At 71.8% G+C, this 19,528-nt stretch carries 19 protein-coding genes; 7 read left to right on the plus strand and 12 right to left on the minus strand.

Translation table 11 applies throughout. The features are described from left to right. Positions 1-56 precede the first annotated feature (56 nt). Positions 57-1,763, minus strand: coding sequence for a glycerol-3-phosphate dehydrogenase/oxidase (locus ACL06G_RS17690; RefSeq protein WP_412836305.1), 1,707 nt, complete (start codon positions 1,761-1,763; stop codon positions 57-59). Between the two features lie 274 nt (positions 1,764-2,037). Here ACL06G_RS17690 and ACL06G_RS17695 point away from each other — a divergent pair, with 274 nt between their 5' ends. Next, positions 2,038-3,312 (plus strand): nucleotide sugar dehydrogenase, encoded by a 1,275-nt coding sequence (locus tag ACL06G_RS17695; protein WP_412786970.1) that lies wholly within the window; start codon positions 2,038-2,040, stop codon positions 3,310-3,312. 66 nt (positions 3,313-3,378) lie between these two features. Here ACL06G_RS17695 and ACL06G_RS17700 read toward each other — a convergent pair whose 3' ends face one another. The 4 genes from ACL06G_RS17700 to ACL06G_RS17715 form a co-directional block, all read right to left on the minus strand. Next, entirely contained in the window at positions 3,379-4,494 is a 1,116-nt protein-coding gene (locus ACL06G_RS17700) for a GuaB3 family IMP dehydrogenase-related protein (protein ID WP_412786969.1), read from the minus strand. A gap of 105 nt (positions 4,495-4,599) precedes the next feature. Beyond that, positions 4,600-6,102, minus strand: a complete 1,503-nt coding sequence (gene guaB, locus ACL06G_RS17705; RefSeq protein ID WP_412786968.1) for an IMP dehydrogenase — start codon at positions 6,100-6,102, stop codon at positions 4,600-4,602. An 83-nt stretch (positions 6,103-6,185) separates the two neighbouring features. Beyond that, positions 6,186-6,761, minus strand: coding sequence for a sigma-70 family RNA polymerase sigma factor (locus tag ACL06G_RS17710; RefSeq protein WP_412786967.1), 576 nt, complete (start codon positions 6,759-6,761; stop codon positions 6,186-6,188). Positions 6,762-7,082: 321 nt separating this feature from the next. Then, positions 7,083-7,694 carry a response regulator transcription factor gene (locus ACL06G_RS17715; RefSeq protein WP_003948568.1) on the minus strand — a complete coding sequence of 204 codons (612 nt, stop codon included), beginning with the start codon at positions 7,692-7,694 and terminating at the stop codon, positions 7,083-7,085. Positions 7,695-8,051: 357 nt separating this feature from the next. Here ACL06G_RS17715 and ACL06G_RS17720 point away from each other — a divergent pair, with 357 nt between their 5' ends. The 4 genes from ACL06G_RS17720 to ACL06G_RS17735 all read left to right on the plus strand — a co-directional run bounded on the left by ACL06G_RS17720 (position 8,052) and on the right by ACL06G_RS17735 (position 10,741). Further along, on the plus strand, positions 8,052-8,366 hold the full coding sequence (locus ACL06G_RS17720) for a WhiB family transcriptional regulator (RefSeq protein ID WP_412786966.1): 315 nt from the start codon (positions 8,052-8,054) through the stop codon (positions 8,364-8,366). Positions 8,367-8,436: 70 nt separating this feature from the next. Next, complete coding sequence (locus ACL06G_RS17725) at positions 8,437-9,108, plus strand: MOSC domain-containing protein (protein ID WP_412786965.1); 672 nt, start codon at positions 8,437-8,439, stop codon at positions 9,106-9,108. A 12-nt stretch (positions 9,109-9,120) separates the two neighbouring features. Continuing rightward, positions 9,121-9,894: an SDR family NAD(P)-dependent oxidoreductase gene (locus ACL06G_RS17730; RefSeq protein WP_412786964.1), complete on the plus strand. Its 774-nt coding sequence runs from the start codon at positions 9,121-9,123 to the stop codon at positions 9,892-9,894. A 145-nt stretch (positions 9,895-10,039) separates the two neighbouring features. Next, a complete protein-coding gene (locus ACL06G_RS17735) occupies positions 10,040-10,741 on the plus strand; it encodes an ester cyclase (protein ID WP_412786963.1) in 702 nt (233 codons plus the stop codon). A gap of 156 nt (positions 10,742-10,897) precedes the next feature. On the opposite strand, the gene groL is transcribed toward ACL06G_RS17735, so the two are convergent. The 4 genes from groL to ACL06G_RS17755 form a co-directional block, all read right to left on the minus strand. Then, positions 10,898-12,526: a chaperonin GroEL gene (groL, locus tag ACL06G_RS17740; protein ID WP_412786962.1), complete on the minus strand. Its 1,629-nt coding sequence runs from the start codon at positions 12,524-12,526 to the stop codon at positions 10,898-10,900. A gap of 116 nt (positions 12,527-12,642) precedes the next feature. Next, complete coding sequence (groES, locus tag ACL06G_RS17745; protein WP_412786961.1) at positions 12,643-12,954, minus strand: co-chaperone GroES; 312 nt, start codon at positions 12,952-12,954, stop codon at positions 12,643-12,645. Between the two features lie 259 nt (positions 12,955-13,213). Continuing rightward, a complete protein-coding gene (locus ACL06G_RS17750) occupies positions 13,214-14,338 on the minus strand; it encodes a glycosyltransferase family 4 protein (RefSeq protein WP_412786960.1) in 1,125 nt (374 codons plus the stop codon). 184 nt (positions 14,339-14,522) lie between these two features. Then, the gene (locus tag ACL06G_RS17755; protein WP_412786959.1) at positions 14,523-15,626 is read right to left on the minus strand and encodes a polysaccharide deacetylase family protein; all 1,104 of its coding nucleotides are present in this window, start codon (positions 15,624-15,626) and stop codon (positions 14,523-14,525) included. 63 nt (positions 15,627-15,689) lie between these two features. Between ACL06G_RS17755 and ACL06G_RS17760 the strand changes: the two genes are divergently transcribed. Then, positions 15,690-16,940 (plus strand): class I SAM-dependent methyltransferase, encoded by a 1,251-nt coding sequence (locus ACL06G_RS17760; protein WP_412836306.1) that lies wholly within the window; start codon positions 15,690-15,692, stop codon positions 16,938-16,940. 45 nt (positions 16,941-16,985) lie between these two features. Here the strand turns inward: ACL06G_RS17760 and ACL06G_RS17765 are convergent, their stop codons facing one another. The 3 genes from ACL06G_RS17765 to ACL06G_RS17775 all read right to left on the minus strand — a co-directional run bounded on the left by ACL06G_RS17765 (position 16,986) and on the right by ACL06G_RS17775 (position 18,813). Continuing rightward, positions 16,986-17,279: a helix-turn-helix domain-containing protein gene (locus tag ACL06G_RS17765; RefSeq protein ID WP_412786957.1), complete on the minus strand. Its 294-nt coding sequence runs from the start codon at positions 17,277-17,279 to the stop codon at positions 16,986-16,988. 63 nt (positions 17,280-17,342) lie between these two features. Further along, positions 17,343-18,296, minus strand: coding sequence for a hypothetical protein (locus tag ACL06G_RS17770; RefSeq protein ID WP_412786956.1), 954 nt, complete (start codon positions 18,294-18,296; stop codon positions 17,343-17,345). Between the two features lie 112 nt (positions 18,297-18,408). Continuing rightward, positions 18,409-18,813, minus strand: a complete 405-nt coding sequence (locus ACL06G_RS17775; protein WP_412786955.1) for a peptidase inhibitor family I36 protein — start codon at positions 18,811-18,813, stop codon at positions 18,409-18,411. A 217-nt stretch (positions 18,814-19,030) separates the two neighbouring features. Between ACL06G_RS17775 and ACL06G_RS17780 the strand changes: the two genes are divergently transcribed. After that, entirely contained in the window at positions 19,031-19,522 is a 492-nt protein-coding gene (locus tag ACL06G_RS17780) for a hypothetical protein (protein WP_412786954.1), read from the plus strand. The last annotated feature ends 6 nt before the right edge of the window (positions 19,523-19,528 follow it).

A 19,528-nucleotide genomic window follows, 5' to 3' on the forward strand; every position in this document is an offset into this window, starting at 1 on the left:
CGGCCTCCCCGCACTCCCGGGGAGGGTGCGGGGAGGCCGTCGCGAGAGAGCGGGCGCTAGCGCGGGACGATGTCGGGGGCGCCGAGCCGGGCGGCATCGGCCGTCAGGTCGTCGGGCTGCCGCTGCGACTCCCGTTCCGCCTCCACCCGCTTCCGGTAGTGCTCCACCTCGCGCTCGACCTGCTCCGCGTCCCAGCCGAGGACGGGTGCCATCAACTCCGCGCACTCGCGGGCGCTGCGGGTACCGCGGTCGAAGGTCTCGATGGAGATGCGGGTGCGCCGGGTCAGCACGTCGTCCAGGTGGCGCGCGCCCTCGTGGGTGCAGGCGTAGACGATCTCCGCCTTGAGGTAGTCGTCCGCCGCGGGCAGCGGTTCCCCCAGGTGCGGCTCGCGGGCGATGAGTTCGAGCAATTCCTCCGTCAACGACCCGTAGCGCCCCAGCAGATGCTCGACGCGGACGACGTGCAGCCCGGTGCGGGCGGCGATGCGCGCCCTGGCGTTCCACATCGCGCGGTAGCCCTCCGCCCCGGCCAGCCGCACGTCCTCCGTGCAGCAGTCGGCGACCCGGTGGTCCAGGCCGTGCACCGCCTCGTCCACCGCGTCCTTGGCCATCACCCGGTACGTCGTGTACTTGCCGCCCGCGACCACCACCAGGCCGGGCACCGGGTGCGCGACGGTGTGCTCCCGGGAGAGCTTGCTGGTGGCCTCCGACTCGCCCGCCAGCAGCGGTCGCAGGCCCGCGTACACGCCCTCCACGTCGTCCCGGGTGAGCGGCAGCGACAGCACGGCGTTGACGTGTTCGAGGAGGTAGTCGATGTCGGCGCTGGACGCCGCCGGGTGGGCCTTGTCCAGGTCCCAGTCGGTGTCGGTGGTGCCGATGACCCAGTGCCGGCCCCAGGGGATGACGAAGAGCACGCTCTTCTCGGTGCGCAGGATGAGTCCGGTGCTGGAGTTGATCCGGTCCTTGGGGACCACCAGGTGGATGCCCTTGGACGCACGCACGTGGAACTGGCCGCGTTCGGCGATCAGGCTCTGGGTGTCGTCCGTCCACACCCCGGTGGCGTTGACGACCTGCCGGGCGCGGACCTCGTACTCGCCGCCCTGTTCGAGGTCGCGCACCCGCGCGCCGACCACCCGCTCCCCCTCGCGCAGGAAGCCGACCACCCGGGCCCGGTTGGCTGCGTGCGCCCCGTACCGGGCGGCGGTGCGGACGAGCGTGGCGACGTAGCGGGCGTCGTCCATCTGCGCGTCGTAGTACTGGAGTGCGCCGACCAACGCGTCCTTCCTGAGGCAAGGGGCGATGCGCAGCGCCCGGCTGCGGGAGAGGTGACGGTGCCTCGGCAGGCCGCGGCCGTGCCCGGAGGAGAGCGACATCGCGTCGTAGAGCGCCACGCCGGAGCCGGCGTAGAAGCGCTCCCAGCCCTTGTGCTGCAGGGGGTAGAGGAACGGGACGGGCTTGACCAGGTGCGGAGCGATGCGCTCCAGCAGCAGGCCGCGTTCCTTCAGGGCCTCCCGCACCAGGCCGAAGTCGAGCATCTCCAGGTACCGCAGCCCGCCGTGGATCAGCTTGCTGGAGCGACTGGAGGTCCCGGAGGCCCAGTCGCGGGCTTCCACGATGCCGGTGGACAGTCCGCGGGTAGCGGCGTCCAGGGCCGTCCCGGCACCCACGACGCCCGCCCCGACGACGAGCACGTCCAGTTCGCGCTCGGCCATCCCGGCCAGTGCCGCGGTGCGCTGCTCCGGTCCCAGTGTCGCTGTCCTCACCGTGTCCTCCTCGGGTCGGTCGGGTTCTCAGCCGGTGCCGGGCCGCCGCCGGTGGTGCCGGGGTGCCGCGTGCCCGCTGCGTACCCGGGCGTCGTGCCTGCTCCGTGCCGTCGCACCTGCATCCCTTCCCACTCCTTTCCCGATGGTCCCCCATTCGCACCACTTCGGCCGTCCCGCAGCGCCGCCGCGTCGGGCAATACCACATTCCTGTCATATTGCCCCTTAACCTGACAGCGCTTTCTTCGTCCGTCATGCCGACCCACCGGGGGAAGAGATGTCCGCCACCACGCCCGCAGATCTCGCCGTGCTCGGCCTGGGCCATTCGGGTCTCCCACTCGCGCGCGCCGCCACGGCCGCCGGCATCGGCACCGTCGGCTACGACCCGGACCCCGCCGCGGTCCGCGACCTCGCCGCCGGACGCCCGCCCGCGGACGGCTCCCTCACCGCGCCGGACCTGCGGCGCATGCTGTCCGCCGGATTCCGCACCACCGACGACCCCGCCGTCCTGGGACGGGTGCGCACCGTCGTCATCTGCGTCGACACCCCGCTGGGCACCGACCGCACGCTCGACCTCCGCCCGGTCCGCGCCGCCGCCCGGACCCTGGCGACGGTGCTGCGCCCGCGCACCACCGTCGTCCTGGAGTCCCGGGTGTACCCCGGCAGCACCGAGGAGTTCCTGCGCACGGTGCTGGAGGAGGGCTCCGGACTCCGCGCCGGCGCCGACTTCCACCTCGCCTGCGCACCCGACCGCCTCGACCCCGGCAGCACCGTCCCCCCGTACGCCCGCATCCCCAAGGTCATCGGCGGCCTCACACCCGCCTGCACCGAGGCGGCGGCCGCCTTCTACGGGAGGCTGACGGAGAAGGTGGTGCGGGCACGCGGCCCGCGGGAGGCGGAGACGACAGCGCTGCTGGAGACCAACTACCGGCAGATCAACATCGCGCTGATCAACGAGATGGCGGTGTTCTGCCACGACATCGGGGTCGACCTGTGGGACGTCATCCGCTGCGCCGAGACCAAGCCCTTCGGCTTCCAGGCCTTCCGGCCCGGGCCCGGCGTGGGCGGGCACAGCGTGCCCATCGACCCAAACCACCTGTCCTACCCCAGCCGCTCCCTCGGCTACCCGCTGCGGATGGTGGAGCTCGCCCAGGAGGTCAACGCCCGAATGCCGCGCTACGTCACCCAGCGGGCCGCCGCCCTCCTCAACGAGCACGGAAAGTCCGCCCGGGGGGCCCGGGTCCTGCTGCTCGGGGTCACCTACAAACCGGACCTGCCGGACCAGGCCGGGGCCCCCGCGGGCGAGATCGCCGCACGGCTGCGGGACCTGGGAGCGGACGTGTCCTTCCACGACCCCTACGTACCGCGGTGGGAGGCCGCGGGCACAGCCGTACCGCGGGCCGACGCACTGTACGAGGCGGCGGGGGCGGCGGACCTGACAGTGCTCCTGCAGCACCACCGCTGCTACGACCTGCAGGGGCTGGCGGCCAAGTGCCGGCTGCTGCTCGACACCCGGGGCGTGAGCCCCGCCGGGGCCGCCCACCGGCTGTGAGTTCCGCGCGGGACCGCACGCCGGTCCGCGGCGGCGTACCGGCGTGCAGCCCCGGGCGGGAGAACGTCAGCGCGACCGCGCGACCGTCACCTCGACGCGCTGGAACTCCTTCAGGTCGGAGTAGCCGGTGGTCGCCATCGCCCGCCGCAGCGCGCCGAAGAAGTTCATCGAACCGTCGGGCGTGTGCGAGGGGCCGAGCAGCACCTCCTCCGTGGTGCCGACCGTGCCCAGGTCCATCCGCTTGCCGCGCGGCACGTCCTCGTGCACGGCCTCCATGCCCCAGTGGTGGCCGCGGCCCGGCGCGTCCGTCGCCCGCGCCAGCGGCGAGCCCATCATCACCGCGTCCGCGCCGCAGGCGACGGCCTTCGGCAGGTCGCCGGACCAGCCGACACCGCCGTCGGCGATCACGTGAACGTACCGGCCGCCGGACTCGTCCAGGTAGTCGCGGCGCGCCGCCGCCACGTCCGCGACGGCGGTGGCCATCGGCACCTGGATACCCAGCACGTTCCGCGTGGTGTGCGCGGCACCGCCGCCGAAACCGACCAGCACCCCGGCCGCGCCGGTGCGCATCAGGTGCAGCGCGGCCGTGTACGTCGCACAGCCGCCGACGATCACCGGGACGTCCAGTTCGTAGATGAACTGCTTGAGGTTCAGCGGCTCGGCGCGGCCCGAGACGTGCTCGGCGGACACGGTCGTCCCGCGGATCACGAACAGGTCCACGCCGGCGTCCACCACGGCCTTGGAGAACTGCGCGGTGCGCTGCGGCGACAGGGCGGCGGCGGTGACGACACCGGCGTCCCGCACCTCCTTGATGCGCCGACCGATCAGCTCCTCCTTGATCGGCTCCTCGTAGATCTCCTGCATCCGGCGGTTCGCCTCGGCGTCGTCGAGCTCCGAGATCTCCGCGAGCAGCGGCTCCGGGTCCTCGTAACGGGTCCACAGTCCCTCGAGGTTGAGCACCCCGAGGCCACCGAGCTCACCGATGCGGATGGCGGTCTGCGGCGAGACGACCGAGTCCATGGGAGCGGTGAGGAAGGGGAGCTCGAACCGGTAGGCGTCGATCTGCCAGGCGATCGAGACCTCCTCGGGGTCGCGGGTACGCCGGCTCGGCACCACGGCGATGTCGTCGAACGCGTACGCCTTGCGACCGCGCTTGCCGCGCCCGATCTCGATCTCAGTCACGTGTGAGCCTTCCTGTGTGCGAGTGCGGCCCCAGTATCCCGGACGTGCCGCAGCCCGTGACCGTACCGGCCACGGGCTGGAACACCGCTGGGAGGGGTGCCGCGGTCAGCGCCGCGTGTAGTTCGGCGCCTCCGTCGTCATCTGGATGTCGTGCGGGTGGCTCTCCTTCAGCCCCGCCGCGGTGATGCGGACGAACTGCCCGCGTTCCTTCATCTGCGGCACGGTGCGCCCGCCGACGTAGAACATGGACTGCTTCAGCCCGCCGACGAGCTGGTGCACCACGGAGGAGAGCGGGCCGCGGTAGGCGACCTGGCCCTCGACCCCCTCCGGGATCAGCTTGTCGTCCGCGCCGACCTCCTCCTGGAAGTAGCGGTCCTTGGAGAAGGAGCGCTGGTCGCCGCGGGTCTGCATGGCGCCCAGCGAGCCCATGCCCCGGTAGGACTTGAACTGCTTGCCGTTGATGAACAGCAGCTCCCCGGGCGACTCCTCGCAGCCGGCGAGCAGGCTGCCGAGCATGACGGTGTCCGCGCCGGCGACCAGGGCCTTCGCGATGTCGCCGCTGTACTGGAGACCGCCGTCGCCGATCACGGGCACACCGGCCTCCGCCGCCGCCTGCGAAGCCTCGTGGATCGCGGTGACCTGCGGCACGCCGATACCGGCGACCACACGGGTGGTGCAGATGGATCCCGGGCCGACGCCGACCTTGATGCCGTCCGCGCCCGCGTCGATCAGCGCCTTGGCGCCCTCCTTCGTCGCCACGTTGCCGCCGACGACGTCGACCGGGGCGTTGGACTTGATCTTGGCGACCATGTCGCCGACGAGCCGGGAGTGCCCGTGCGCGGTGTCCACCACGATGAAGTCGGCCCCCGCCTCGATGAGTGCCTGGGCCCGGTCGTACGCGTCGCCCGCGACGCCGACCGCGGCACCGACGAGCAGGCGGCCCTCGGCGTCCTTGGCGGCGTTCGGGTACTGCTCGGCCTTCACGAAGTCCTTCACCGTGATGAGGCCCTTGAGTACGCCGTCGCCGTCGACCAGCGGCAGCTTCTCGATCTTGTGCCGGCGCAGCAGCTCCATGGCGTCCGGCCGGGAGATGCCCACCCTGCCGGTGACGAGCGGCATCGGCGTCATGACCTCGCGGACCTGGCGACTGCGGTCCAGCTCGAAGGCCATGTCGCGGTTGGTGACGATGCCGAGCAGCTTCCCCGCGCCGTCCGTGACCGGTACGCCGCTGATGCGGAACCGGCCGCACAGTTCGTCGGCCTCCCGCAGCGTGGCCTCGGGGCCGATGGTGATCGGGTCGGCGACCATGCCGGACTCGGAACGCTTGACCCGGTCGACCTGCGCCGCCTGGCCCTCGATGGAGAGGTTGCGGTGCAGCACACCTACGCCGCCCTGACGCGCCATGGCGATCGCCATCCGGTCCTCGGTGACCTTGTCCATGGCCGCCGACAGCAGCGGAACGTTCACCCGCACGTTGCGCGACACGAGCGAGGAGGTGTCGATGTCCTGCGGAGCCATCTCCGACTCTCCCGGCAGGAGCAGCACATCGTCGTAGGTCAGCCCGAGTTTGGCGAATTTCGCGGGCACTGAGTCGACGTGGTCCGTCATGTAACCTTCCCCATGCTTGCGCGGCGCGGACGTCAATGCTAACGGCCCCGGACGGCTCTCCCGTCCACCCGTCCGGCCCGGAGCTACTGCTCGGCCAGCGCGCGGAGTCTGCTGAGCGCCCGGTGCTGCGCCACGCGCACCGCGCCGGGGGACATGCCGAGCATCTGCCCGGTCTCCTCGGCCGACAGGCCGACCGCGACCCGTAGCAGCACCAGTTCCCGCTGGTGCTGCGGCAGGTTGGCGAGCAGCTTCTTCGCCCATTCGGCGTCGCTGCTCAGCAGCGCCCGCTCCTCCGGACCGAGCGAGTCGTCGGGCTGCTCCGGCATCTCGTCGGAGGGGACGGCGGTGCTGCCGGGACGGCGCATCGCCGCCCGCTGCAGGTCGGCCACCTTGTGCTGGGCGATGCCCATGACAAAGGCGTCGAAGGGTTTCCCGGTGTCCTTGTAGCGCGGCAGGGCGCACAGCACCGCCAGGCACACCTCCTGCGCCAGGTCGTCCACGAAATGGCGGGCGTCGCCGGGAAGCCTGGTCAGCCGGGTACGGCAGTAGCGCAGCGCAAGGGGATGCACGTGGGCGAGAAGGTCGTGGGTGGCCTGCTCGTCCCCCTCGACGGCGCGTTGGACGAGGGCGCCGACCGGCGAGTGCTCGTCGTCGCGCATCGGTCCATGGTGCATCGGGCCCGAGCGTTTCGCCGCATCGCGGTCCCGGTTCTGCACAGAAGCGTTATGACCGCTGTGGGCGGGCGCACTCGCCGTCACGTCCCGTGCCCTCCCCTCACGCCTGGTGGGCCGATCCCCGAGGAACTCCATACCTCAAGCATGCGGCACGCGCGAGTTTTTCCGACGGGCCCCGTCGCCGCCCCTCCCCCGGACCCCGGCGGCACGAAGGGTGCGCCGGGGGCCGGGGGCACGGTGGCGACGTGCGCGGCCTGCGGGAACGCGGAGCGGTCGGGCGTCGTGGCCGTCCGGCACCCGGGTGAGCTAACGCACCAGGCCCCAGCGGAATCCGAGCGCGACGGCGTGAGCGCGGTCCGAGGCACCCAGCTTCTTGAACAGCCGTCGGGCGTGCGTCTTGACCGTGTCCTCCGAGAGGAAGAGCTCCCGGCCGATCTCGGCGTTGGACCGGCCATGGCTCATCCCCTCCAGCACCTGGATCTCACGAGCGGTGAGGGTCGGCGCGGCGCCCATCTCCGCGGACCGCAGGCGCCGGGGAGCGAGGCGCCAGGTCGGGTCGGCGAGGGCCTGGGTGACGGTGGCCCGCAGCTCGGCGCGCGAGGCGTCCTTGTGCAGGTATCCGCGGGCGCCGGCCGCGACGGCCAGCGCCACGCCGTCCAGGTCCTCCGCCACGGTCAGCATGATGATGCGGGCACCGGGATCGGCGGACAGCAGCCGCCGCACGGTCTCCACACCTCCCAGACCGGGCATCCGGACATCCATGAGAATGAGGTCGGAGCGGTCGGCCCCCCAGCGGCGGAGGACTTCCTCGCCGTTGGCAGCCGTCGTCACGCGCTCGACGCCGGGCACGGTCGCGACCGCGCGGCGGAGCGCCTCTCGGGCAAGCGGGGAGTCGTCGCAGACGAGGACGGAAGTCATGACCACCCTCCGCAACTGATGCGCATCACCTTGAGCCTCCAGGCTGTTGCAAGACGTCACCTGTGTGCGATCGACACCGCGGGCACCTTCCGTACCCGGCGTTCGCGTCGACCGCCTCCGCACTCTCAACGACGGTCACCCAAAAGGGTTACGGGCTGCGGCAGCCGCCTTCGACACTCTACGTGAGTGTACGGATACGCCCGGGTACACCCGGGAGCGCCGCGCGGTCTTGTTCACTAATGCCCTATTTGGTCGGGATTTCTTCTGCTTCGAGTGGGTAATCAGTAGATTCGGCAAGGGATCATATTTACCGATGAGTGACACATCAGTCGCAGTACGCCACTGAGGGGACACGCAATGGCAGATTTCTCCCGCCTCCCGGGCCCGAACGCCGACCTGTGGGACTGGCAGCTGCTTGCCGCCTGCCGCGGCGTCGACAGCTCCCTCTTCTTCCACCCGGAAGGAGAACGGGGAGCCGCCCGCAGTGCGCGTGAGGCATCCGCGAAAGAGGTCTGCATGCGCTGCCCCGTGCGCTCCGAGTGTGCGGCCCACGCACTGACGGTGCGGGAGCCGTACGGCGTGTGGGGCGGCTTGACCGAGGACGAACGAGAGGAGCTCATGGGAAGGGCCCGCCATCGGATGGTGGCGACGTCATCGGCGAGCAGTGGATAGCAGAAACGATTCGCTCCCGAGGCGGCGGAACTCGGGTGCCGGACGGCACAGGGACGGCTAGCGTGCCGCCATGAAGTTGCTGTCCGTGAACCTCGCCCGGCCGCTCGCAGCGGACTACACCGATGCTCCCGGAAACCTCACCGGCATCGACAAACGACCCGCCGACGGGCCGGTCGCGGTTGCCGCGCCCGGCCCCAAAGGCACCGGTGGCAGCGGCCTGAGCGGCGACACCATCGGCGACATGCGCCATCACGGGGGTGACCACCAGGCCGTCTACGCCTTCGCCCGGGAGGACCTGGACGAATGGGCGCGCGAACTCCGCAGGGAACTGCCCGACGGCGTCTTCGGCGAGAACCTCACCACCTCCGGACTCGACGTGAACGGCGCCCGCATCGGCGAGCGCTGGCGCATCGGGCCGGACGTGGTGCTCGAGGTCGCGAGCGCCCGGATCCCCTGCCGGACGTTCGCCGGCCGGCTCGGCGAACCGGGCTGGGTCAGGACCTTCACGCGGCGTGCGGCGCCCGGCGCGTACCTGCGGGTGATCGAGCCCGGCGACATCCGTGCGGGCGACCCGATCGCCGTGGTCCACCGCCCCGCACACCACATCACCGTCTCCTTCCTCTTCCGGGCGCTGACCCTGGAACCCGAGCTCCTGCCCCAGCTGCTCGACGCCGGCGACCCGCTGGACCCGGAGGCGCGGGAGACGGCTCTGCGCCGCTCCGGAGGCGCATCAGCGGGGTAGTAGCGTGCGGCCATGACGACCGCACTGATCACCGGCGCGAGCGCGGGCCTCGGTGCCGCGTTCGCCGAACGGCTGGCACGGGACGGGCACCACCTGGTCCTGGCCGCCCGGAACACCGAGCGGATGCACGCGCAGGCGACCGACCTCCACGACCGGCACGGCGTGGAGGTCTCCGTGCTCACCGCCGACCTGGCCACGGAGCAGGGCATCGCGGCGCTGGAGGACCGCGTCGGCGCCGCCGACGACCCCGTGGACCTGCTGGTCAACAACGCGGGCTTCGGCGCCAAGGGGCGGTTCCTCGACGTTCCGATGTCCGAGGAGCTGGCCATGCTGCGGGTCCACTGCGAGGCGGTGCTGCGCTCCACGGCCGCCGCCGTGACGGCGATGCGCACCCGCGGACGGGGCGGTGTGATCAACGTGGCCTCGGTGGCCGCGTTCGTGCCGCGGGGTACCTACGGCGCGTCGAAGGCGTGGATCACCCAGTTCACCCAGGGCGTGGCGGCGGACGCCGCCGGATCGGGCGTGCGGCTGATGGCGCTGTGCCCGGGCTTCGTGCGCACCGAGTTCCACCAGCGGGCCGGCATGGGCACGGGCAACATCCCGCGGTGGATGTGGCTGGAGGCTCCGGACGTGGTCGAAGCGGCGCTCGCGGACCTGGCGCGCGGCCGCACCCTGTCCGTCCCCGATCCCCGCTACAAGGCGCTGCTGGGACTGACGAAGCTGGCACCGCGCCGACTGCTCTCCCGTGCGACTTCGACCACGGGCCGCCGCTACGGCCCCGATTGAGCACGTGAGCACGGGAGAAATGCGTCGTAGGGTGGAGAAAAAGGGCCGCCGCCGGCGTCCGTCTCTCTTCCTCGGCACCGGGACGACTCGTCGACGAGGCCCCCGGGCCAGGTCCGCGGGGTCCGGGCCATGGGCGGGAGGCGCCATGACATTCATGCAGATGATCGACTGCCGGACCGACCGGTTCGAGGAGATGGACCGGCTGATGGACCGGTGGGCCGCGCAGACGAAGGGCAAACGGACGGCGACCCACGAGACGATAGGCCGCGACCGGTCCGACGGCGCGCACTACATCGAGATCGTCGAGTTCCCCTCCTACGAGGAGGCGATGCGCAACTCGCAGCTCCCGGAGACCGATCAGCTGTACCAGGAGATGGTCGCGCTGTGCGACCGCATCCCGGAGTTCACCGATCTGGACGTGGTGCGGGACGAGAGGTTCCTGAAGGAGACCTGCCGGCGCGTCTTCGACGAGGTCGGGGCCCGCGGGGAACTCGCCGTCGTGGACGAGATCTTCGCGGACGACTACATCGACCACGACATCTCGCACGAGACGGAGTCGACGACCGGTTCCGCCGTGATGAAGGAGGACGTCACCCGGTGGCGTCGGGCCTTCGACTTCGACTTCACCCTGGACGCGCAGATCGCGGAGGGCGACACCGTCGTCACCTGCTGGACGTGGCGGGGAACGCACCAGGGCGACTTCATGGGCCTCGCCCCCACCGGCCGGACGGTCACCATGACGGGCACCACCGTGTTCCGGTTCGAGGACGGGCGGATCAAGGAAGGCTGGTGGCACTACGACATGCCGCGGCTCCTGCGGGAGCTCGGCGTCGGCGCCGGGGCCTGACGAGCGGGAGACCGAAGCACACGGGAGCGGTCCTCGGCAGCGGGACCAGCCCCGCGCGGGCCGACGGGCGAGGCCCGACCCGCCCCCGCAGGGGTGGGCCGGGCCTCGGTGTCCCGGGGCCGCGCGGACTGCGCGGCCCCGGACCGTGCCGTGAGGTCAGTGCGCGTGACCGTGGCCGTGGCCGCCGGCGGCCTCTTCCTCCTCGGCCGGCTTCTCGACGACCAGCGTCTCGGTCGTGAGCAGCAGCGAGGCGATGGACGCCGCGTTCTCCAGCGCGGAGCGGGTGACCTTGACCGGGTCGATGACGCCGGCCTTCACCAGGTCGCCGTACTCCCCGGTCGCGGCGTTGAAGCCCTGGCCCTTGTCGAGCTCGGAGACCTTGGAGGTGATGACGTAGCCCTCGAGGCCGGCGTTCTCGGCGATCCAGCGCAGCGGCTCGACGAGCGCGCGGCGGACGACGGCGACACCGGTGGCCTCGTCGTCGCTCTTGCCGAGCGAGTCCTCCAGCACCTTGGTGGCGTGGACGAGAGCGGAGCCACCACCGGAGACGATGCCCTCCTCGACCGCGGCGCGGGTCGCGGAGATGGCGTCCTCCAGGCGGTGCTTCTTCTCCTTGAGCTCCACCTCGGTGGCCGCACCGACGCGGATCACGCAGACACCGCCGGCCAGCTTGGCCAGGCGCTCCTGCAGCTTCTCGCGGTCCCAGTCGGAGTCCGTGGTCTCGATCTCGGACTTGATCTGGGCGACGCGGCCCTGGACGTCCTCCGAGTTGCCGGCACCGTCGACGATCGTGGTGTCGTCCTTGGTGACAGTGACGCGGCGGGCGGAGCCCAGCACCTCCAGACCGGCCTGGTCGAGCTTGAGGCCGACCTCCTCGGCGATGACGGTGGCGCCGGTGAGGGTCGCCATGTCGCCGAGCATGGCCTTGCGGCGGTCACCGAAGCCGGGGGCCTTCACGGCGACGGCGTTGAAGGTGCCGCGGATCTTGTTGACGACCAGGGTGGAGAGCGCCTCGCCCTCGACGTCCTCGGCGATGATCAGCAGCGGCTTGGAGCTGTTGCCGGCCTGCATGATCTTCTCGAGCAGCGGCAGCAGGTCCTGGATGGAGCTGATCTTGCCCTGGTGGATCAGGATGTACGGGTCGTCGAGGACGGCCTCCATACGCTCCTGGTCGGTGACCATGTAGGGCGACAGGTAGCCCTTGTCGAAGGCCATGCCCTCGGTGAAGTCCAGCTCCAGGCCGAAGGTCTGCGACTCCTCGACGGTGATGACGCCGTCCTTGCCGACCTTGTCCATCGCCTCGGCGATGAGTTCGCCGACCTGCTTGTCCTGGGCGGACAGCGCGGCGACCGCGGCGATGTCCTCCTTGGAGTCGATCGGGCGGGCGATGCCCGACAGGTCGTCGGCGACGGCCTTCACGGCGGCGTCGATGCCGCGCTTGAGAGCGGCCGGGGAGGCGCCGGCGGCGACGTTGCGCAGGCCCTCGCGGACCAGCGCCTGCGCGAGCACGGTGGCGGTGGTGGTGCCGTCACCCGCGATGTCGTTGGTCTTGGTCGCCACCTCCTTCACGAGCTGGGCGCCCAGGTTCTCGTACGGGTCCTCGGCCTCGACCTCGCGGGCGATGGTCACGCCGTCGTTGGTGATGGTCGGGGCGCCGAACTTCTTGTCGATGACGACGTTGCGGCCCTTGGGGCCGATCGTCACCTTGACGGTGTCGGCGAGCTGGTTGACGCCGCGCTCGAGGGCGCGACGGGCGTCCTCGTCGAACTTCAGGATCTTGGCCATGGGAGCTTTGGGGTCCTCTCGAACGAACCGCGCCCCGGTCCCGGCAGTTCAGGCGTGACGGGTACCGGGGCACGGATCGAAAGCGTTCTTCTGCTTTCGGAGCTTGCTGGAGGTGCTTACTTCTCGACGATCGCGAGAACGTCGCGGGCCGAGAGGACGAGGTACTCCTCGCCGTTGTACTTCACCTCGGTGCCGCCGTACTTGCTGTAGAGCACGACGTCGCCGACGGAGACGTCGAGCGGCAGGCGGTTGCCCTCCTCGAAGCGGCCCGGGCCGACGGCCAGGACGGTGCCCTCCTGGGGCTTCTCCTTGGCAGTGTCCGGGATGACCAGACCCGACGCGGTGGTCTGCTCGGCGTCGAGCGGCTGGACCACGATGCGGTCCTCGAGCGGCTTGATGGCAACCTTGGAGCTGGTGGCGGTCGTCACGATCCGACCTCCCCCTTCGGAGTTCTCAACGGGGTGATGAATGTCTGGGGTGGCGACCTGGTAGACCCGTCGTCGCGGGTGCCGGATCTGCCCGTCGCTTCGGTTGGCACTCACCTGTGGAGAGTGCCAGAACTGAGATTATGCCGCGGTTAGCACTCCGTCAACCAGAGTGCCAAAACACGGAGTGTCCCCGCCCGTGCCCCCGCCGTCGGCGCAGGCCCCGGAAGGCCGCCCAAGAGCCCGCGCTCGGCGCGCAGCCTCATGCCGCCACCTGCCTCCGGGCGGCGAGCACCTCCTCGTAGTACCCGACCAGGCGCTCGCCGACGGCCCGCCAGCCGCGGTCCGCGACGGCCTCGAGCCCGGCGGCGCCCATCCGGTCGCGGAGCGCCGTGTGCCCGGCGAGAGCGGCCACCGCGTCCCGCACCGCGACGGCGTCCTGCGGGGGCACCAGCAGGCCCGTCCGGCCGTGGTCGACGAGGTCGAGCGGGCCGCCCGCGGCCGGGGCGACCACCGGGACACCACTGGCCTGCGCCTCCTGCACGGTCTGGCAGAAGGTCTCGAACGGACCGGTGTGGACGAAGACGTCGAGCGAGGCGAAGATCCGGGCGAGGTCGGTTCCGGTGCGGCGGCCGAGGAAGTGGGCGCCGGGCAGCGCCGCACGGAGCGAGGGCTCGCTCGGCCCGTCACCGACCACCACGGGCCGCACCCCCGGAAGTGCTCCGGCGGCCGAGAGGAGGTGCACCCGCTTCTCCGGGGCGAGGCGCCCCACGTAGCCCACGAGCAGTTCCCCGTCGGGCGCCAGGGAGCGCCGCAGCTCCTCGTCGCGGCGGGCGGGCGTGAACCTTTCGGTGTCGACACCGCGCGGCCACAGCCGCACCCGGGGTATGCCGTGGTCGGCGAGTTCCCGCAGCGAGGCGGTCGACGGGGCGAGGGTGAGATCGGCGGCCCGGTGCACCGTACGCATCCGGCGCCAGGCGGCGCCCTCACCGGCGCCGAGGTAGGTGCGGGCGTAGCCGGCCAGGTCGGTCTGGTAGACGGCGACGCTGGGCACACCCGCACGGACGGCGGCGGCGATGCCGCGCGCGCCGAGGACGAACGGGCTCGCCAGGTGCACGACGTCCGGACGGTGCCGCGCGACGGCCGCGGAGAGGCGGCGGCTGGGGAGCGCCACCCGGACCTGGGCATAGCCGGGGAGGGGGAGGGACGGCACGGACACCACCGGGGCGGGGCCGTCGGCGCGGACGCGGGAACCCGGCGGCGGCGCCGGTGCGACGACCAGCGGTTCGTGCCCGGCGCGTGCCAGGTGGGAGGCGGTCTGCCAGGTGGTGTGGGCCACGCCGTTGACGTCCGGCGGATAGGACTCGGTGACGATGACGACTCTCATACGGCCGTTGTGGCGCCCGCGGGCGTGCCCCGGTCCACGGGCGTGTGTCCGCCGGGGAAACGCCCGTTGAGCGCTTTCCCGGAGCCCGTCCCCGGCGGGCTCTCCCCTTCCCCGGGCGCGGAGCGGGCCCTGCAGGGTCGGTGGAGCGTACGGCGGGGCGGTGGAGCGCAGGCCGTTCCGCGACTCAGAGGTAGTCCTCCAGGCGTGCCACGGCGTATCCCTGGTCGGCCGCCAGCCGGAGCACCCTGCGGAGCATGTCGGCCATGGTGCCGCCGTCGCCCCAGGAGGCGGGGCCCCGGTAGTGCGTGAGGATGATCGCCCCGGGGTAGAGCCGGTTCCCCGGTTCCTGGAAGTCGATGCGGTCGGCCCATGCCTCCATGCCCCAGAGCACCACCGCGTCGATGCCGCAGGCCCGGGCGGCGCGCAGCGTGGCCCGGTCGTAGGAGCCGTAGGGCGGGCGGAAGAGGCGGGGCTGCGGACCGCCCAGCTCCTCCTGGATGCGGTCCTGCTGGCCGCAGATCTCGCGGCGCTGCGCCCGGTGGCCGAGTCCCGGCAGGTAGGGGTGGTGCAGCGTGTGGTTCTGCGTGGTGCCGCCCGCGTCGGCCAGGGCGCGGAAGTAGTCGTAGCCGACGCCGGGTTCGACCTCCTCGTCGGTCAGGAACGAGGTCACGGGGATGTCGAGGTCGTCGACCATCTGCAGGAACTCCCGGCTCTTGCGCGCTCCGTCGTCGATGGTCAGGAAGACGACGCGGTCGTCGGTCGGGACGCTGCCGACGACGCGCGCCCCGCGGACGCGCGGTTTCAGCGCGGGAGGGTCCGGGGCGAAGGGCGGGGGCTTCTTCAGGCCCCATGCGCGGAACGCGGCGACACGGCGCGCGAGGCGGTCGGCGTAGGCGTCGAGCGCGTCGGCGGTGCTCCGGGCGCGGGCGCGGGCCGCCGGTCCGACTGCGGCGGACAGGGCGAGTGCGGGAGCGGCGGCGTGCCCGTGCAGGACGCGGGGCTCGCCCGGGCGGGCGGCTCCGCCGTGCTGCCCGGTGCTCCGGCTGCCTGCGGCGCGGAGGTCCGCGCCGGAGGGGCGCCCGGAGGCGAACGAGGTGGTCGGTGCCGCAGGGCCGCCGCCCGCCGGCAGCGGAGCACGTGCGGCCTGCGGAGCGGCGGGCTCGGGCCGGGACTCGCCGCTCGGTCCCTTCTGCGGGGCGAGGGCGGCGAGCAGCGCGAGCGCGGAGAAGGCCAGAGCCGACCAGGTGAACCGATCGGTCTTATTTCCTTTTTGTAGTACTACACGCATAACGCCGGATCGTGCCACCGAGAGCCGGGGCGGCCCGGGCGACGTTCCGGAGCGGCAGGGAGAATGAGCCGTGTGGCCGTACCCGACACCCCCGACACGCCTGACGACCCGTCCGCGCCCGACGACGCGGCAGCCGCCTTCGCCGCACTCCTGACACCCGAAGGGGCGATGCTGCTGGACGGACTGCGCGACTACGACCCGGCGGACGAACTGGCCGTCGCCACCCGCCTGCGGCGCAGCCACCCGGCAGCACTGGTGACCGCGGCGCTCGCACAGGCACGGCTGCGGCAGCGCGCGGCCGCCAAGTTCGGCGAGGACGCCGCCCACCTGTACTTCACGCCGAACGGGCTGGAACAGGCCACCCGCACGGCCGTCGCGGACCACCGGGCCGCCCGCTTCGCCGCACTCGGCGCCCACCACGTCGCCGACCTCGGGTGCGGCATCGGCGGCGACGCGCTCGCCCTCGCCCGCCGCGGCATCCGGGTGCGAGCCGTCGACCGGGATCCGCTGACCTGCGCCGTGGCCCGCGCCAACGCGGACGCCCTCGGCCTCGGAGACCTGATCCACGTGCGCTGCGAGGACATCGAACAACTCGGCGCGGCCGATCTCGACGACTGCGACGCGGTGTTCGTGGACCCGGCGCGGCGCGGCGGGCGCGGGCGCGGCCGGGCCCGCATCTTCGACCCGGAGGCGTACTCGCCCCCGCTCAGCCGGGCGATCCGCACGGCCCGCAGCCGCCGGTACGCGGCGCTCAAGGTGGCCCCCGGCATTCCGCACGAGGCCGTCCCCGAGGACGCCGCCGCCGAATGGGTATCCCACCGCGGCGACGTCAAGGAGGCCGTCCTCTGGTTCGGCGACCCCTCGGCGGCACGCGTCCGCGCCACGCTGCTGCCCGCGGGGGACACGCTCGCCGGCGGTACGGCGGACCCGCCGCCCGTGGGCCCGGTGGGCCGCTACCTGTACGAGCCGGACGGCGCCGTCGTCCGCGCCCACCTCGTCGCCGAGATCGCCGCCGAACTCGACGGCAGACTCCTCGATCCGACGATCGCCTACATCACCGCCGACACCCGCACGCCGACCCGGTTCGCCACCGCGTACGAGATCACCGACGCCCTGCCGTTCCACGTGAAGCGACTGCGTGCGCTGCTGCGCGAGCGCGAGGTGGGCACGCTCACGGTGAAGAAGCGCGGATCCGCCGTCGAACCCGAGGAGTTGCGGCGCAAGGTCAAGCCGAAGGGGCCGCACTCCGCGACGGTCTTCCTGACCCGGATCGACGGCGCGCCCAGCATGCTCATCGGCCGGCCGTGCCCGTGAGGGTACGGCCGGGAGCCTCGGCGGCCCGGCGGCCCTGGGCCGGCGTCAGCGGGAGAGCCGCGCGCCCGACTCCGGAACGACGGCGAGCGTCTGCAGGTAGGACGCCGCGCAGAGCTGGTGGTAGTGGAGAGGACCGATCTTGTGCCGGATCTTCTCGATGTGGAACCGCACGGTGCGGCGGCTGATGCCGAGCTGCTCGGCCATCTCCTCGTAGGAAGGGGCATGCGCCAGCAGGGAGAAGACCTCGGACTCCCTGTCGGACAGCTCTCCGGTCAGGGCGAGGGCGGCGGCCAGCGGTTCGGGTAAACGTCTCGCATATGACGGATCTCCAGCAGGCATACATGACATGTTCACACGCCCGGCACGGCGGACCGAAGGGACCCTCGAGCCGAATCCGCGCCGTCAGGAAAGGAGCTCGGCGGCCCGTTCCAGCCGCTGCTCGTGCTGCCGACGGGCCAGGGCCAAGGTCTCGGCGTTCCGGTCGATCAGCCGCTCCTGGTACGCGGTGGTCACCGCGAAGCGCACCCCGACCAGGTTGACCTTCTTCTTGCACGCGACGTCCGCGCCGGCCGCGGCGACGGCGGCGGGCGAGGACAATTCCTCGTTGCTGCGGAAACCGAGTTCGGCGGCAGCGTCCATCGGATCGCTGACCGAATACCCCGCCTTCTCCATGCACGCCGACCACTTCGTGTCGTTCCGCCGCACGCGGGAGTCCGCACGGGTCCGGGACTCCGCCTCGCTCCTGAGGTTGAAGACGTACATGATGTCCACGGCGTTCGACTTCGGCGCGTACAGCTTCAGAAACGCCTCGCGGGTGCAGCCGCCCACCGGAACCGTCCGGCCGTTGACCTTCTCGTCACTGCCGCCCTCCCGTCGCGCCGCCTCCTGGTTCGTCGGCAGGGACTGCGGGTCGACGTCGTCCGCGCCGCTGAGGACCAGCCGCTCCGCACCGGACAGCGCGGGGCGTACGGGCCGCTCCCGATCGCCGTCGAGGGACTGCGGATTCCGGTAGCCGTACTGCGCGACCTCGTTGCTGTCGACCACACCGAAGACGTACCGATTGCCCGTCGCCGGTGGCGCCGGGCGCCGCGGAGCGCTGTAGGAGAACCCGAACCGGGACATGCACCGCGCCACCAGGGCGTCCTGCGCACGCCGCAGTTTCTGCCGTTCCGCGGCGGTGGACGCGTAACCACTCAGCGGGAACTCGATGTTCTCGGTCTCCAGCATGGCCGGAATCCTTCCCAGATCGGGTTCACCGCCCGCGTCGGAGGCGGGCTCGCCGGCGCAGGCGGACAACACCGCCAGGCATGCGGCAGCGAGCACCGGAGCCACCCGGCGGACGGAGAAGGAGGACATGCGGAACCTCGGGAGAATCGGAAGAGGGTTTGCTGCTGCGGTCCCCCTCCGCTCTCCCGGAGGGGGACCGCAGCAGCACCGGGCGGGGGTCGGCGGCGCGCCGAACGTTGCGTCAGCTGTTCGTCGCCGAAATCTCGTTCTTGAAGGTGCTGGAGGCATTGCCCGAGTAGCCGCTCGGAATGGTGCCCCACGACCCGTGGTAGTTCGCGTCCGTGTAGACGTAGTAGTCGAAGACGTCGTCGCGGTTCCAGTAGGAAGCGGTGTTGTCGTTCGTGGTCTGGCCCGAACCGCTGCAGCTTCCGACGAAGGTGTCGTTCGAGAAGTCGCTGTCACTGTCGTAGACGTCGAAGACGCAACCGGCCGTTCCAGAGTTGTAGTACAGGCCGAACTCGTACGTCTCGAGAACGCCGTTCTTGGGGTCGGCTGCGGCACTCGTCACCGTGCCGGCCAGCAGTCCTGCGGTGCCGGCGGCAACGGCCGCCAGCTTGCCGAGACGGAGGATCGTGCGTCCGGACATCACATCTCCAGGTGATTTGTGGGTGGTCCGTAGCAGGAACGCCCGCAGTCCAACAGGCCGTCCGGCGGGTGTCTACTGGCGCGAGGGACAGTAGCGGCCACCGCGACGCGCTGGTAAGTTCCCCGCCGCCGTGCGACAAGGCATCGCCCGGTTTCCTCCGGGGCACGTCACCCCGCCCTTCCGCATTCTTCTCGTGCGTGGTTCCAGGAGTCGCCGCATGCGCCCCACTCTTTTCGTCTGCGGAGCCGTTCTGGCAGCGGTCGCACTGGCCGGCTGCTCCGGCCCCACCGACGGGACCGCCGAAGCCTCCCCGAGCCCGTCGGAGACCGTGAGCGCGGAGGAAGTCGCCTACTACCGCTGCCTCGGGGACAACGGCCTCGTTCTGGAGACCCCCAACCCCGGCCAGATCCGGGTGGACAAGGACGCGAACACCGACAAGGACGTCGCGATGGCGGCCGAGGAGGAATGCCGGCCGCTGCTCGACGCGATACCCGATGCACCGGTCTCCGAGGAGGCCCTCGAGACGGCGCGTGATGTCAGTGCCTGCGTCAGGGAAAAGGGCTTCGAGGACTACCCGGACCCCGACCCGAGCACCGGCGAGGTCGACCCGGGCGCCGCGGGCGTTCCCGAAAACCCGGAACTCCGCGCCGCGCTCTCGGACTGCCGTCCGGAAGGCACCGGAACGGGCGACACCGTCGTCGGTGGCTGAGGCGAC

This window comes from Streptomyces callyspongiae, from assembly GCF_047200695.1.
Lineage (GTDB): Bacteria > Actinomycetota > Actinomycetes > Streptomycetales > Streptomycetaceae > Streptomyces.